This window comes from Mucilaginibacter pineti (genome assembly GCF_900101875.1).
Taxonomy (GTDB): domain Bacteria; phylum Bacteroidota; class Bacteroidia; order Sphingobacteriales; family Sphingobacteriaceae; genus Mucilaginibacter; species Mucilaginibacter pineti.
This window is the reverse complement of the sequence record NZ_FNAI01000001.1, coordinates 401,843-417,118: the sequence shown is the minus strand read 5'-3', so window position 1 is coordinate 417,118 and position 15,276 is coordinate 401,843. Positions and strand designations below refer to the sequence as shown.

The window sequence follows — 15,276 nt, the reverse complement described above, 5'->3', positions numbered from 1 at the left end:
AATGAGTAGATTTAACTAAAACCTTGTCATTGCGAGGAACGAAGCAATCCCATAGGACTGGCTAACGACTTTCATGACGGGATTGCTTCGTTCCTCGCAATGAAAGCTATAAATAAAAAAGGCCGATCAATTTGTAAATTGATCGGCCTTTTTTGCTTATACAAATATTATAATGCTTCAGATACCACTTCGGTAACTTCAGGCACCATACGTTTAAGCAGGTTTTCGATGCCGGCTTTAAGGGTAATGGTTGATGATGGGCAGCCGCTGCATGAACCGCGAAGTTCAACCGTTACCACACCTTCGGCAAATGAACGGTATGATATAGCACCGCCATCCTGCTCAACAGCCGGGCGAACATAATCATGCAGGATCTGCTGTATTTTAACCTCAGTTTCTGAACCTTCAAAATTTGTTTCTTCTGATTGCTCTTCCAACTGAATCTTAAGTTCTGATTCAACGGCGCCTTTTACAAACTCCTTCATTATCGGCTCCACATCTGCCCAGTCGCTGTCATCAGTTTTAGTGATGGTTACAAAGTTACTGGCGAAGAACACGCCGTTCACAAATGAAAATTTATATAATTCCTTCGCGAAAGGTGATTTTTCGGCACTTTCTTTTGTAGCGTAATCGGTACTGCCATTAATAAGCAACTTGTTCACAATGAACTTCATAGTTGCCGGGTTTGGCGTTGATTCTGTATATACGTTGATATTCATCGTTATCTTTTTATTAATACTTCAATTAACAAATCTAAACAGCTTTTTGCTTTAAAGTTACCTATTAATTTGTTTTGACCTGATTATGACTGTAAACACGTTAAGCAAGCGGCCATTCATTTGCACATCTGAAATCTATAATCTGCACATCAAACTTATATTCCGGTATAATTCAACGGCGTAATCTTTTTCAGCTCATCTTTAACACTGTCGCTTACATTTAACGTATCAACAAACTCTGCTATTGTATTTGCATTAATTTGTTGATTAGTACGGGTAAGGTCTTTAAGAGCTTCGTATGGGTTGGGGTAGCCTTCACGCCTTAATATAGTTTGTATTGCTTCGGCAACCACAGGCCAGTTAGCTTCCAGATCGGCAGTAATGGCATCTTTATTAAGCAATAACTTACCTAAACCTTTAATGGTTGATTTTATGGCGATGAGCGTATGCGCAACCGGTACACCTATATTTCTTAATACGGTGGAATCGGTTAAATCGCGTTGTAATCTCGATATTGGCAATTTAGCCGCCAGATGTTCAAACAAGGCATTGGCAATACCCAGATTTCCTTCCGAGTTTTCAAAGTCAATTGGATTAACCTTATGCGGCATAGCCGATGAACCAACCTCGCCAGCTTTAATTTTCTGTTTAAAATAATTCATGGATATGTAGGTCCACATATCGCGGTCGAGGTCAATAAGAATATTGTTGATCCTTTTCAGGGCATCGCATTGAGCGGCAAAATTATCGTAATGCTCAATCTGCGTGGTAAACTGCGAACGGCTTAATCCTAAAATATCGTTTACAAAATGGTTACCGAAAGCCTTCCAATCCTTACCAGGATAAGCAATATGGTGCGCGTTAAAGTTACCGGTAGCTCCGCCAAACTTAGCCGAATAAGGTACCGCCTTCAATAATTCAAGCTGGCGCTCCAAACGCTCCACAAACACCTGGATCTCTTTACCTAAACGTGTTGGTGATGCAGGTTGCCCGTGTGTATGTGCCAATAAAGGGATTGCATCCCAATCGGTAGCATAAACCTTCAACGTATTAACAAGCTCGCTAATAGCAGGGTAGTAAGTATTGTTTATGGCCAGTTTAAAGGTGTAGGGGATGGCGGTGTTATTAATATCCTGCGAGGTAAGGCCAAAATGGATAAACTCCTTAAAAGCATCCAGATCACCTAATTTATCAAATTCTTTTTTAATGAAATACTCCACCGCTTTTACATCATGGTTGGTGGTTTTCTCAATATCCTTTACGCTTTGGGCATCGGCTTCGGTAAAATTTCTGTAAATGTCACGTAACTTTTCAAGTAAGTTTTTATCAAACTGCTGTAACTGAGGCAGTGGGTATTCAACCAGGGCAATAAAATATTCCACCTCAACAAACACACGGTATTTAATAAGGGCGTATTCAGAAAAGTAGTCGGCAAGTTCAGCAGTAGTATTACGATAGCGGCCGTCTATTGGCGAAATTGCTGAAAGCGGTGTAAGGGTCATGATTTTTGAATTTTGGCAAAGATAAGAAATTTGATTTCAGATGTGCAGATGATAGATTTCAGATTACTTCATTATTTCAGATATGTGAGAATCAATGTCCAATAAGATGATGATTGATTGTTATTAGGCAGATAATCATAGATATATCATTTGCACATCTGAAATCTATCATCTGTACATCTATAATTTAATTATTCTTTTGGAAACTTTGAAATCAAAAAATGTTTCCTTAGTTTTGACCGGGAAAGTCAATGAGTCAAATAGAGAGAATAATTGAGGGCGGCGAAGAACTGTTTTTAAAAGCAGGTATCAAAAGCGTAACAATGGATGATATAGCCAAACACCTGGGTATGTCAAAAAAAACCATTTACCAGTTTTTTAAGGATAAGAATGAATTGGTAATAGCCTTGGTGAAGCGTAAGCTGAAAGCCGATGAAGATCAAATGGTTGAGTTTATGAGTAAATCAACCAATGTTATTGAAGAAATGATAAATATGACCAAATGTTCTGAGGAGGTATTTTCGCGCATAAACCCCATAGTGGTACATGATATGCAAAAGTATCATCCGGATGCATGGAAAGAGTTTCAGCGGTTTAAAGCTGATGTTTTGGTAAGCACGCTGGAAGAATTATTAACAAAAGGTATTAAGCAAGGTTACATTCGACCAGAAATTGACGTAAAGATAGTTGCCCGCATGCGGGTGAACACGGTAGAGCTGGGATTTAATACATCAATATTCCCGGTAGCAGAATTTAATACATGGAAAATCCAGGTGCAGTTTTTAGATCATTTTAATTACGGCATTTGCACCCTTAAAGGTTACAAGCTATTAAATAAATACAAAAATATAAGTGAAGATTAAATATCACTGCTGACATACGGCTGTCATTAACGCCGGTGATATTTAAAACATCGATAACACATAATCAATAAACTACTCAACAACCACAATATATAAAAATGAAATATCTACTTTTTACGGCAACAGTTTTTTGCTCCATAGCCTTTAAAAGCTATGCGCAGGAGGCGCCACCCACTAATCAAACTTTTAATTTCAGCATACAGGATTGTGTTAACTACGCTTATGAGCATCAAAACGCTGTAGTTAATGCTGGCCTCGATGTAAAAAGCGCTGAATATAAAGTTAAAGAAACCGTAGGCATCGGTTTACCGCAAATCAGTGGTTCGGCATCATTCCAGGATTATATAAAAACTCCTTCTATTCTATTTCCAAATACCGCTGATGGCTTGTACCAGATTTTACATGATGAAGGTGTAAAAGGTGGCGATGGTAATGTGATACCTTTAAAGAAAGGCGGCCCCGTTCCATTTAGTATATATCAAAAATATAACTCCAATGTAGGTGTTACTTTAAATCAGATCTTATTTGATGGTAGTTACCTGGTTGGTTTAAAGGCATCAAAAACCTACAAAGAACTATCTACTAAAACACTTACCCGCACTAAAATCGATGCATCAGTAGCGGTTACAAAAGCCTATTACCAGGTTTTAGTGAGTAACAAGCAACTGGTATTGCTTGATGCAAACATTGCCCAGCTTAAACAACAATTTGATCAGACCACAGCTCAAAACAAACAGGGCTTTGTTGAAAAAATTGATGTTGACCGTATCTCTGTTCAGTATAACAACCTGGTAACCTCCCGCGAAAATACAATTCGTTTGCTTGCCCTTAATTATCAGGTCCTAAAATTTCAAATGGGAATGCCTATAGACGAGAGTTTATCGCTGAAAGATAAATTGGAAGATATTAATCTCGACAGCAGTATTGCGGATGCGAGTGTGACCTCCGATACATCTTTTTATCACAATCGTATAGAATACAGTCTGTCTGAAACTAATGTGAAATTAAATGAGCTTGATTTAAAGCGTAAAAAGGCTGCCTTTTTACCAACTTTATCATTAAATGGAAATACAGCAATAGCTTATCAGGATAATAGTTTCAGCAAATTATATAGTACAAGCTATCCATCTACTTATTTTGGCTTGAGCCTGAATATTCCAATTTTTAACGGTGGGCAACGAATTAATCAAGTTAGACAGACGCAGATTACAGTTTTAAAATCAAAAAACGACCTGTATAACCTCAAAAACCAAATAAGCTTGCAGGCTAACCAGGCACGTATCACTTTTATCAATGGCTTACAATCGTTAAATAATCAAAAAAACAATCAGACTCTTGCACAGGAGGTTTTAAGAGTATCAAAAATCAAATATCAGCAGGGGGTAGGCTCAAGCATTGAAGTTACACAGGCACAAACTGCGCTTGAAGATGCAGATAACAAATATATTCAGGGATTATATGATGCTTTGGTAAGCAAAGTTGACCTTGATCAGGCTTTCGGACGTATACAATAAACAAAAACTAAACTCACTATAAATAACGACATGAAAAAAATATTATACATACCAGCTTTGATTTTTTTGGCAGCTTGCTCAAATAAACCTAAAGATAAAAAGACGGAACTCGCCGACTTGCAAAAGCAACAGGCTGATATAAACGCCAAGGTTACTAAACTACAAGCCGAAGTTGGTACATCTGACTCTGGCAAAACTACAGATGTGGCCACAGTTGCTTTGCAGCCATCTACATTTACTAACTACGTACAAATACAGGGTAAAATAGATGCACAGGACAACGTAGTTGCTTATCCGCAGGCACAGGCTATTATTACTGGTTTGTTTGTTAAACCAGGTCAGCATGTAAGCAGGGGACAGGTTTTGGCCCAGCTTGATAACAGTGTGCTACAACAAAGCATTGCACAAAGCGAAGCGCAGGTAAGCCTTAACCAAACTTTATATGATCGTCAGAAAAACCTTTGGGATCAAAAAATTGGCACCGAGGTTCAGTTTTTACAAGCGCAAACAACTTTGCAGGCAAGTAAAAAATCTTTGGCCGGTTTAAAACAACAGGCCAGCCAGTACCGCATCGTATCGCCAATAAGCGGTACTGTTGATCAAATGGATCTTAAACTTGGTCAGGCTGCTGCTCCGGGGCAAACTGGTATCCGTATTGTTAATGCCGATGTATTAAAAGTTAAGGCCGATGTACCAGAATCATATGCTGGCAGTGTTAACACCGGTAACGAAGTTAAAATTTTAGTGCCCGATGCTAAAGATTCATTAGTTACCAAAGTAACTTTTGCCGCTAAAGTAATTGATCCAACATCACGCAGCTTTGGTGTTGAAATTAAGCTACCGGTACGCAAAACCCTGCGCCCAAACATGACCGCCATAATACAGATAGCTAACTATATAAAAGCTAATACTATTGTAGTACCGGTTAAAGCCATACAAAAATCTGAGGCGGGCGACTTTGTTTTCGTAGATCAGAATGGTGTTGCTAAAAGGGTTAATGTGAAAGCCGGAAATACTTATGGCGGACAAACAGAAATTTTATCTGGCTTAAAAGCTGGCGATCAACTGGTAACAGACGGTGCAACAGATATTGAAGACGGCGATAAGATCAAGGTTTTAAAGGCTAATAATTAATTTATTTAAACATTTGATCTGTTATTTATGAAAGATCTGAATAAAGAATTTGGGCCCTCAAGCTGGGCCATTGATAACAAAACCGCTATATATGTGCTCATATTTTTGATCACTGTATTGGGTTTGGTAAGCTATAACAGTTTGCCCAAGGAAAACTTTCCGGATATAGCGCAATCAAAGGTATTTGTTACTACAACATTTGCCGGTCAATCGCCGCAAAACATCGAGAACCTGGTTACAAGGCAAATTGAAAAACAATTAAAATCATTAAAAGGTCTTAAAAAAGTAACCTCAAACTCAGTACAGAATGTATCTATCATTACTGCCGAGTTTCAGGCCAACATAAAAATTAAGGATGCTAAAATTGATGTTAAAGATGCGGTTGATAAAGCGAAGCAGGATTTACCACAGAATGATAATAACCTTAAAGAATCGGTAATATCTGATATTAACGTTGCCGATCTTCCTATCCTGTACATCAACATTTCCGGAGATTACGACCTGAAAAGGTTAAAAGAATATGCCGATATATTAAAGGACGAGATTGAAGGCTATAAAGAGATCTCGAAAGTTGATGAAGTAGGTGCTTTAACGCCCGAAATCCAGGTAAACGTCGATCTTAATAAAATGACAGCCGCGCAGGTTAGTTTTAATGACATTATCCAGGCTGTTGGTAACGAGAACATCCTTACTACTGCCGGTACTATTAAAACAGATGGTATCCGCCGCAGCATTGATATTAAACAGGATTTTAAAAATGCCGATGAGGTAGCTGCAATGGCTATCAGGAACCCGAAGGGACAGGCAGTTTATCTGCGTGACATTGCCGAGATCAAAGATTCATTTTTGGAGCAGGAAAGTTACGCGCGTTTAAAAACACCAGATAATCCTAATTTCAAAAACGTAATTACGCTTAACGTAAGTAAACGCGCCGGCGAAAACCTTATCGAAGCATCAGACAAAATAAACGATCTGATAAAGCTAAAACAGAAAACAGTTTTCCCTAAAGGTTTAGCCGTTACCGTAACCGGCGATCAGAGTGATAAAACCCGTACCACACTTAACGATTTGATCAACACCATTATCATTGGTTTCTTGTTGGTGACCGTTATCCTGATGTTTTTTATGGGTACTACAAATGCCATATTTGTTGCGCTTTCGGTACCGTTATCATGTTTTATCGCATTCCTTATCATGCCGGCTATTGGCTTTACGCTCAACATGATCGTGTTGTTCTCGTTCCTGCTGGCACTGGGTATTGTGGTGGATGATGCCATTGTGGTTATCGAAAACACGCACCGTATTTTTGATAACGGTAAAGTGCCTATTAAGCAAGCGGCTAAAATGGCTGCAGGCGAGGTATTTTTACCTGTTTTCTCTGGTACCATGACCACTTTGGCTCCGTTTGTGCCATTGGCTTTCTGGAATAGCCTTATTGGGCACTTTATGTTCTTTCTGCCTATTACGCTTATTATTACATTGTTGGCATCATTGGTTGTTGCATATATCATGAACCCGGTTTTCGCGGTTGATTTTATGAAGCCGCACCATAAAGGCGAACATGATAACCCAAGGTTTGATAAGAAAACAACCCGCACGCTTCTTATTATGGCAGTGTTGGCAGGGCTAAGCTACCTGATGTTCTTTGCCGGTAAATGGACTATGGGTATGGGTAACTTTATTGTGTTAGCCATTATTTTATACCTGCTGAACCATTTTGTTCTGCTAAGGGTTATTGATAGATTCCAGAATAACGCATGGCCGAAATTCCAGAAATGGTATGCCAAATGGTTGGAGCGCGCTGTTCGCAGGCCAGTAACCATATTAAGCGGTACCCTTGTTTTGTTTGTGCTTGCATTGGTTATCAATCACTTTTTAGGTAAAACCCCCGAATTTTTCCCTTCGGGCGATCCTAACTTTGCTTACGTGTATGTTACCATGCCTATAGGTACCGACCAGGCTACTACAAATGAGGTAACCAGGAAACTGGAGAAACGTGTAGCCGAGGTTGTGGAACCCGATAAAGACATCGTATCCTCAGTTATCTCAAACGTAACTAAGGGGGTAACCGACCCTACTGATGAAGACCAGGGCGATTATGAAAATAAAGGTAAAATCACTGTAGCTTTTGTTGAATTTGGAAAACGTAATGGTAAGGATACAAAAGCCATTTTACAAAAGATAAGGGCTTCAGTTCAGGGTGTTCCCGGCGCAAAAATTGCTGTAGCGCAAGAAAACAGTGGTCCGCCGGTACAAAAGGATATCAGTATTGAGCTTATTGGTGATAACCTCGATTCATTAGTGCAAACGAGTAACCGTTTAAAGGTATACCTGGCTAAACAAAACATTGCCGGTATTGAAAACCTGGTAGCCGACGTGCAAAACGATAAGCCCGAAGTGGTATTTGATATCGATCGTGAAAGGGCTAACCGCGAAGGTATAAGCACATCGCAGATAAGCCAAAACCTTGGTACCGCCATATTTGGTGCAAAAGCAGGCGATTTCAGAAACACCAAGGAAGACGATTACCAGATAAAGGTACGCGCCCTGGAAAGCCAGCGTGGTAATATCGACGAATTGCGTAATATGAAGATCACCTACCGTGACCTGGCAACGGGTGGCGCTATCCGTCAGGTACCTATCTCGGCCTTTACCGATGTTAGATATACCAATACTTATAGCAACATTAAACGTAAGCAACAGCGCAGGGTATTAACCTTAGGTTCAAACGTTATAAAGCCGTACAACCCAACCGATGTAAATAATAATATTTTAAGGGCGATAAACAACTTTAAAAAGTCTGATGATATCATTATCCGTCAGGGTGGCGGTCAGGAAGATCAGATGGAAGCGGCTATATTTATATTAACCGCGCTGGGTATTTCTTTCGGGTTGATATTGGTTATCCTCATGATCCAGTTTAACTCTATAGGAAAAACGCTTATCATCATCAGCGAGATCTTCTTTAGTATCATTGGTGTATTGCTGGGTACCAGTATCTTCGGGATGACTACAGCCATAGTAATGACAGGCGTGGGTATCATTGCCCTTGCGGGTGTTGTGGTGCGTAACGGTATCCTGCTGGTTGAGTTTACCGATATGCTGATAGAGCAGGGGGCAAGCGTGCATGATGCAGTAGTAGAAGCAGGGCATACCCGTATGACTCCGGTATTATTAACTGCTACTGCTGCTATATTAGGTTTGATACCGTTAGCCGTTGGTTTCAATATCGACTTTGTGGGCATGTTCTCGCATTTTGCGCCGCATATTCACTTTGGTGGTGATAACGTAGCTTTCTGGGGCCCATTAGCCTGGACAATGATCTTCGGACTTGGTTTTGCAACCATCATCACACTTATATTGGTGCCATGTATGTACCTGATAAGGGTTAACCTTAAAAACAAACTTTTCGGTACCAAGAAAGAGGAACACAAACCTGTACTTGAACCAGAAACAGTTTAAATATAAAACTGCAAAAAGCCCTGCCGGTTTCGGCAGGGCTTTTTTGTGGGGTATTGTTTGGATGATTTATATCGGGTTTACTATAACATAAGCAATGGCATTCTGATAGCGATCTAAGAAGCTGTCTAAATTTGATTTGGATTATTTGAGTATCCTATAAAATTCATTGCCGTTGATTTTAGTCAACGGAATAATGAGTAGAAAACGAGGGCTTTAGCCCAAATGTCGCTTGGATAATTGGGCTAAAGCCCGTAATAATGCCTTTCATTGCCGTTGACTTTAGTCAACGGCAATGAATAACTTTCGTTTTTAGACAGACTCTAAGATATTATAACAAATTGTAGCTCATGTTTGGACGCGCTTGATGATTAGGGTAAGCTTATAACTAAGTATAGATCGAACATAAAAAAGCCTTACAAAGTGTTCGAACACTTTGTAAGGCTTTTATTTAGGTTTCTCTATTTTACCACATCAACCCATTGCCCTTTTATCAGGCTGTTGATGGAGTTGTTATACATGGCCTCACAATACACCGCAGGCAGGTAGTAATGCCCTGCATAGGCCGCATTTAGCATTACATAATAGGTAACTTCCTTACCTTCGGTTAAAGCGAAATAGGTATTCACCCGGTCGTCACGGATATCGCGGTAATCGGATGGCGATGATTTAAATGCCTCGTCATTGTTCAACATCCGGCTGTTCAATATTTCCCATCCCGATGGGAAGATCTGCGTTAGGGCCAGGTTATCATATCTGCCGCGCCTGCCAGGGTTTTTAATGTTTACCTGTGCCACAAAATCAGTTCCTTGTTTTAACGATGTTGGATCTATAGGTTTGCCGGTAAGCGTAAAGTAACCAACCCTCATCTGCATAATTTGCGGATCAGTATAAGTTTTAACATCAAGCCCCGATGATGGCTGCCCTCTTTGTATCAGCCTTACATACAAACGGTTTGTGCCGTTGTTTTTAATGGCAATCTTGCCACCGTTTACAGCCAATACGTTTTGCCACATATACGATGCCGAATTAACACTTGAATTTGACGCACCGGATTGAAAATTGAATGAGAGTTTACCCGCCGCCTTGTTTTGCCCGCAATACTGCGCTATCGCTATAAGCGAATAGGCGGTAGTTTGGGTACTATACCAATCATCCTGCGATAACCTTGCGGCCACGGTGCGTACTAAACCCGCTGCCCGGGCTTGCTGGCCCAATAAGGTCAGGGTTTCCAGGATCATGGCTTCATCCCTTAAATCGGAACCATAGGTGCCAAACATGGTGTAATATGGCTTAATGGTGGTTGGCAAGCCGGCTACCATCCTGATTCCCATTTCGGGCTGGCCGGCCAGTTTGTAAGCAGCAGCCAGGCGCCATTTGGCTTCGATGCTCAGGTATTTAAATTCTCGCAGCCTGTTCATAGCACCTAATTCCGGCGAGCGTGCCAATGCAAGCAGGTATAAACGGTAAGCCTGGTTCAGATCATCGCCATAAAAACTCCTTGAATCCGGCGACCAGGTTAAGGCCTTTTGTTTCTGGTATTTTTTCCACTGTTCTATAAAACCTAAGGGCATACTGTAACCTTTGGCTTGTGCAGCCAGCATAAAGTGGCCAGCGTAATTGGTTCCCCATTCATCAGCTGTACCACCATCGGGCCAGTAGCTTAAACCTCCGCCTTGCACCTGAAAGCCATTTAACCTGCTTATCGTAGCTTTGATATTTCGCTCAGCCTCGGCCTTTTGTATGGGCGACAGGTCAAGCAGCTGCCCCAGGTACAATTGCGGAAACGCCGAAGAGGTAGTTTGCTCCACACAGCCATGCGGATACGCGATAAGGTAATCCAACCGTTTACCTAAATTTAACGGCGGAATAGATGCTACCTCCAACGTGTTTTTATTAGTACCACTAATACCGACAGGGGTATAAGGTGTAGCCCATGCTTCTCCCGGTTTTAACTCTTTTTCTAATATACGGGTTACCGGCGGGTTGGGGTTGCGCACATTAAGCTCCACATCATAGGCCGCTGTTTCTGAGCCGCTTTTGGCTATGATCTTCACCTTGCCAACGCCAACAAAATCCTTCACGCTCAAATCAAAAGTCACCATTTGATCGCCTGTTTTTTCAAAGCTGATGGTTTTAGTGTTATTACCATCAAGGTTGCTGAAAGCGTTACTTTGTACCGATACGTTAACCGTTTTAATATTGGGTTCCATAGCGAATACAGTTACGGGCAGCTGCACCTTTTCTGAAGGGCCAAGTACGCGCGGCAGGGTGGCCAGTATCATCAGCGGCTTTTTAACAGCCACTGCCTTTTCGGCAAAGCCATAGCCACCATCGTGCCCGGCAATAATCATGGCTTTAACAGAGCCCACGTATTGAGGCAGTTTAAAAGGCGTGGTTTGTTTTTCGCCCTTGGCAAGGTGAAACGGTCCCATGAATTTCACAACCGGCTTAAAGCGGTTTACAGATACATTTTTGTTGGTGCCCAAATTACCGTCGCCACCTATACTTAAGATCCGTTCGAGGCCGCCGCCGTAAGCACCTATCACATAATCAAACAGATCCCAGGTTTTTACTCCCAGTGCCTCACGCGCATAAAACGCATCATGCGGATCGGGCGTTTTATAATTGGTAATATCCAGCAATCCCTCATCAACAATTGCAATAGTATAAGTCATTTCCTTACCCGATGCCTCGGATACCGTAATAGCCGATTGCGTTTCGGGTTTTATTTTATCCGGCATAGATATGACCGGTTTTAATATGGTTTCGGGGTTATCAACCTGCAATGGTATGGCACCATACATACGTATAGGTAAGTCATTAACAGTTTGCGAATGCCTTTGCAATAGTGTAACGTTCACAAAAACGTTAGGGGCCATCGTTGCATCTACTGTAAAGTTATATTGGGTTTGCCCTTTGCGGGTATCTATCCATTCGGTTTTTAAAACTTTGCTGCCGTTTTCAAAGCTGATGAGCGCCCGGCCATCCGCAGCCGTAGGTATAGTGATGGTTGCCTGCTCGCCAACCTTATAGCTTGGCTTGTTTGAAGTAAATGATAGCATAGCAGCCTCGGTAGGATTACTTTGCTGTAACCTTTCCGACCAGTTTGGCCAATCTACATAAATGAATTTTCCGGTAGAGTGGCCGGTTGCTTCATCTTTAACCTTGATCAGGTAGCGTCCCCAATCACCTTTCGGGATGTTTAAAGTCCACTTACCACGGCCGTTATTAAGTTCGATGGTTTGGGTTTTAACCAGCTTATTGTACTTATCCTGCGTAAAGTTGCTGGTTTCGTCGCCGGTTTGATCCCACCACCAGCGCCATTGCACGCGGTACAGTTCCAGTTGTACACTGCGTGTGCCGGCAAAGGCATTGCCATTAACATCAACATCGGCGATATCAATTACGTGATTTTTATCGGTAACCAGCATGCCCGATAGTTCGCTGCCGGTAGGTGTTTTAATACCCACATAGCCATTATACACATTATAAGGCATGGTAGTTTGCTGAATGCTGAAGTTACCGCCCGGTTCAAAAACCTTGGTTAAAAAGTTAGCCCGCAGCTGGCCTGGCGCTTGTTTTTCAACATTGATATTAGCATCTACGTCAGCTGTGCCGTCGGCGCTTAGTTTACCATCAAAAACGGTTTGGGTTTGGGTATTGAAGGCAAGGGTAGGATCATCAAAAACATAATCCTTATAATTTTTAAAGCTGGTGGTTTGTACGGATAAAAACGCGTCGACCTTGGCTTTAAGATTTTGTGCTGCACCACCAAATAGCCACTGCGCGGTAAGTTTGCCATTGGCGTTGTTACCCTTGGTAAGTTCGGCAGCACCACCGAATGAAAGGTTAAGCTTCATGCGGTTTGGCATAATGGTTTCCACCTTTATCTTTTTCTCAAATACCGCGCCGCCAACTTTTACCTTGGCCGTCCAATTTCCTGTAGGTGATGAGGTTTCGGTAGCGGTATGGAAGCTGTAGAAGCCATCTAACGACTTGGTTTGCGTAATGCGGCGATAAAGCTTGCCGTTAGGGTCAGACAGTTCAAACTCCACCGGATGATCGGGTGGGAGGGTCTTTAATTTGTCCTCTAAAATAAAAGAGGTAAATATCGAGTCGCCGGGACGCCAAACGCCACGTTCGCCATAAATAAAGCCTTTCAACCCGCTTTGGATCTCTTCGCCGCCCACGTTAAAGCGGGAGAGAGGCAGTGAACTGCCATCATCCAGTTTTAAATAACCACGCTGACTTCCTTTTTTTGCTACCAGCAGGTAAGGCTTGCGTTTAAGATCAAAACTTACTATTCCGTTTGAGCCTGAGGTGGTTTTGTAAATTACCTGTTTTTGATAATCCAGCAATTCCAGATCTACACCACTCATTGGTTTGGCGCTTAAAATATCGGTAACAGCAATCATCATACTGTTGTTGTTGCCGCGTTTGGTTATCAGACCGATGTTTGAGGCAATGATATTTCGTGTAGCCCAGCGTTGTTTGGTGAAATAGGACGGGGTACAGGCATTGTCCCTGTCCTGCCAACTGTAGCCATCAGGATAGTAATTATCATAGCGCGACCAAAAATCATCATCCTCGTCACTTACTTTGCCGCTGTTATTGCTGTATTCTTCGTTATTGTATACATCCTCATCATCGCCAGCCTTTTTTCCCGAACCGCCAACGCTGCAGTTATAAAGCGAATATTCCTGCCTGAAACCGATGACCACCCTATAAATAGCTCCCGGTTCGGTACGGATCATCTGGTCAAGATCAAGCACGAAGCGGTTCTTTTTGCTCAGGTTTAAACCTTTGTCGGCATCAAGTCTTATGGTTTTTTGCACAATGGGTTTACCAACCTGCCGCAACTCCTGTCCGCCATCAAAACCATTGTTCTGGAAATATTGCGGTACATTACTTTCGTAGATCTTTATGATGCTTACATCAACGGCGCTAAGGTTCACCGCTTCAAAAGGCATCATTAGCTTGCCCGAATCTGGCAGGATCACGCCCTTGCCGGGGATAGTGACATTTGGCAGCCTGTTTTCAAAGAAAACATTGGCGGTATATGTTTTAGTGATCTTTTTATGCGAGATGTTTTCGACACCTTCATTTACATATATGCTATAATTGCCTTGCAGTCGCTCGGGGGCATAAACTTTAACGGTGCTTCCGTCAATGGTATAGGCTGCATCAGACACGTTATTGATACCGATAAGGCCGTTAAGTTCCTGACCAACCATTATGTTATCAGAGAACTGAACCAGCACATACTGATCATTGCTTTGTACCGCGCGTACATCCAGCACCCGGAAATCACCTATGGCAGGTATATCAAAACTCTGGCTTCCTTTTTTATCAACCTTAAGACTGCTGCCATCCCAGTTAATGGTAACCGGGGCAACCGCGCCAGTTTGTCGCTTTAAGCCTTTAACCGTAAAATGGTGAGTTTTTGTGGTGTTATTATGCTCCCAGCTTACCTTAACAGGTGAAATATAATTTACAGCAATTAGTTTTTCAATTAAAGCTGGATCTTCCGAATCGGCGGTTTGCACACAACCATCCAGCTTCATTTCATCAATGGAGGTACTGGTAGCGGTTTGCAGTCCGGTAAACGTTACATTAAAATCGGGCTTAACTACCTGGAAGCTGAATTTGAATTGGTTAAAGTTGGATGGTACATCTATAAGCTTGCCGAGGTTAAACTTTACATTGTAATTTTTCTCGGGTTCCAGTTTACTATTGGGCCTGAATTCGATGGTGCGGGTATCTGTCCAATAAGCTTTACCTTTTATTGACGGCGAGAAATCAAACAGATCCGCACTAACTTGTTCGTTTTGCTGATGGGTAACCTGCACCGTGCTTGCGAGGCGGATACGAATAGGGCTTTCTTTGGAAATTACCCCGGTTGTGTATGATTCAATGTATTTACTGAAAGCGGGGTCAACGGCCTCTTTTTTGTGGCCATTGGCTATCAGATAAACGATAACTAAAATTACGGCGAGGGCAGAACCAATCGTAATTAAGCTTTTACGCTTGCGGAATTTACTATATCCGTTTTCCATGAAATAGGTTTATTTATTTCATGAAT

7 protein-coding genes are annotated in these 15,276 nt (G+C 41.8%); 4 read left to right on the top strand and 3 right to left on the bottom strand.

All coding sequences use genetic code 11. The annotated features are described in order from the left end of the window. Positions 1-167: 167 nt before the first annotated feature. Positions 168-719: a NifU family protein gene (locus BLS59_RS01635; protein ID WP_091143172.1), complete on the bottom strand. Its 552-nt coding sequence runs from the start codon at positions 717-719 to the stop codon at positions 168-170. A 155-nt stretch (positions 720-874) separates the two neighbouring features. After that, positions 875-2,221: an adenylosuccinate lyase gene (gene purB / locus BLS59_RS01630; RefSeq protein ID WP_091143169.1), complete on the bottom strand. Its 1,347-nt coding sequence runs from the start codon at positions 2,219-2,221 to the stop codon at positions 875-877. Positions 2,222-2,472: 251 nt separating this feature from the next. Between purB and BLS59_RS01625 the strand changes: the two genes are divergently transcribed. The 4 genes from BLS59_RS01625 (at position 2,473) to BLS59_RS01610 (ending at position 9,194) form a co-directional block, all read left to right on the top strand. After that, positions 2,473-3,084: a TetR/AcrR family transcriptional regulator gene (locus BLS59_RS01625; protein ID WP_091143165.1), complete on the top strand. Its 612-nt coding sequence runs from the start codon at positions 2,473-2,475 to the stop codon at positions 3,082-3,084. A gap of 98 nt (positions 3,085-3,182) precedes the next feature. Then, a complete protein-coding gene (locus BLS59_RS01620) occupies positions 3,183-4,598 on the top strand; it encodes a TolC family protein (protein ID WP_091143162.1) in 1,416 nt (471 codons plus the stop codon). A gap of 30 nt (positions 4,599-4,628) precedes the next feature. Beyond that, a complete protein-coding gene (locus BLS59_RS01615) occupies positions 4,629-5,732 on the top strand; it encodes an efflux RND transporter periplasmic adaptor subunit (protein ID WP_091143159.1) in 1,104 nt (367 codons plus the stop codon). A 27-nt stretch (positions 5,733-5,759) separates the two neighbouring features. Continuing rightward, entirely contained in the window at positions 5,760-9,194 is a 3,435-nt protein-coding gene (locus tag BLS59_RS01610) for an efflux RND transporter permease subunit (RefSeq protein ID WP_091143155.1), read from the top strand. A gap of 458 nt (positions 9,195-9,652) precedes the next feature. Here the strand turns inward: BLS59_RS01610 and BLS59_RS01605 are convergent, their stop codons facing one another. Then, complete coding sequence (locus BLS59_RS01605) at positions 9,653-15,250, bottom strand: alpha-2-macroglobulin family protein (protein WP_091143153.1); 5,598 nt, start codon at positions 15,248-15,250, stop codon at positions 9,653-9,655. Positions 15,251-15,276: the final 26 nt, after the last annotated feature.

Bases quoted from the DNA above. Each gene is read 5' to 3' on its own strand.
- BLS59_RS01610 (WP_091143155.1), top strand. From the start codon at position 5,760: ATGAAAGATCTGAATAAAGAATTTGGGCCCTCAAGCTGGGCCATTGAT.
- BLS59_RS01615 (WP_091143159.1), top strand. From the start codon at position 4,629: ATGAAAAAAATATTATACATACCAGCTTTGATTTTTTTGGCAGCTTGC.
- BLS59_RS01625 (WP_091143165.1), top strand. From the start codon at position 2,473: ATGAGTCAAATAGAGAGAATAATTGAGGGCGGCGAAGAACTGTTTTTA.
- purB (WP_091143169.1), bottom strand. From the start codon at position 2,221: ATGACCCTTACACCGCTTTCAGCAATTTCGCCAATAGACGGCCGCTAT.
- BLS59_RS01620 (WP_091143162.1), top strand. From the start codon at position 3,183: ATGAAATATCTACTTTTTACGGCAACAGTTTTTTGCTCCATAGCCTTT.
- BLS59_RS01635 (WP_091143172.1), bottom strand. From the start codon at position 719: ATGAATATCAACGTATATACAGAATCAACGCCAAACCCGGCAACTATG.
- BLS59_RS01605 (WP_091143153.1), bottom strand. From the start codon at position 15,250: ATGGAAAACGGATATAGTAAATTCCGCAAGCGTAAAAGCTTAATTACG.